The organism is Loigolactobacillus bifermentans DSM 20003 (assembly GCF_001434575.1).
GTDB classification, from domain to species: Bacteria; Bacillota; Bacilli; order Lactobacillales; family Lactobacillaceae; genus Loigolactobacillus; species Loigolactobacillus bifermentans.
The window spans coordinates 1-708 of sequence record NZ_AZDA01000076.1; the positions used below are offsets into that span (position 1 = coordinate 1).

Annotated in this window: 7 tRNA genes; all 7 read left to right on the forward strand. The window is 50.6% G+C overall.

Annotated features, from left to right (window positions below):
- The first annotated feature begins 68 nt into the window (after positions 1–68).
- The 7 genes from FC07_RS08505 (at position 69) to FC07_RS08535 (ending at position 701) form a co-directional block, all read left to right on the forward strand.
- Positions 69–141 (forward strand) — tRNA-Val (locus FC07_RS08505).
- Positions 142–145: 4 nt separating this feature from the next.
- A tRNA-Lys gene (locus tag FC07_RS08510) sits at positions 146–218 on the forward strand.
- A 14-nt stretch (positions 219–232) separates the two neighbouring features.
- Positions 233–314, forward strand: a tRNA-Leu gene (locus FC07_RS08515).
- Positions 315–343: 29 nt separating this feature from the next.
- Positions 344–416 (forward strand) — tRNA-Thr (locus tag FC07_RS08520).
- 17 nt (positions 417–433) lie between these two features.
- Positions 434–505, forward strand: a tRNA-Gly gene (locus FC07_RS08525).
- 32 nt (positions 506–537) lie between these two features.
- Positions 538–623, forward strand: a tRNA-Leu gene (locus tag FC07_RS08530).
- 4 nt (positions 624–627) lie between these two features.
- Positions 628–701 (forward strand) — tRNA-Arg (locus FC07_RS08535).
- Positions 702–708: the final 7 nt, after the last annotated feature.

The following is a 708-nucleotide window of genomic DNA, read 5'->3' on the forward strand; positions in this document are numbered from 1 at the left end:
TTTACGCCGAGAGTAGTTGGGGGAGCACCCCCTGCGAGGGTAGGAAGTTGCCACGCCATTTTTATATTGGAGGTTTAGCTCAGCTGGGAGAGCACCTGCCTTACAAGCAGGGGGTCACAGGTTCGATCCCTGTAATCTCCATTTTGAGCCGTTAGCTCAGTTGGTAGAGCATCTGACTTTTAATCAGAGGGTCAACAGTTCGAACCTGTTACGGCTCATTCCCAAAAGTTTTGCGGGTGTGGCGGAATTGGCAGACGCACTAGATTTAGGATCTAGCGCCGTGAGGCGTGGGGGTTCGAGTCCCTTCACCCGCACTCGTCTTATATTTGGCATTTAGTATCATGCCGACTTAGCTCAGTTGGTAGAGCATCTGATTTGTAATCAGAGGGTCGGGCGTTCGAATCGTCTAGTCGGCATTTTCCAAAGTTAATATGCGGAAGTAGTTCAGTGGTAGAACATCACCTTGCCATGGTGGGGGTCGCGAGTTCGAATCTCGTCTTCCGCTTATACCGAAAGGTATAAAGCCAGTTTTTATATGCCGGGGTGGCGGAACTGGCAGACGCACAGGACTTAAAATCCTGCGGTGAGTGATCACCGTACCGGTTCGATTCCGGTCCTCGGCATTATGCACCCATAGCGCAATTGGATAGAGTGTCTGACTACGAATCAGAAGGTTGTAGGTTCGACTCCTACTGGGTGCATTGATCA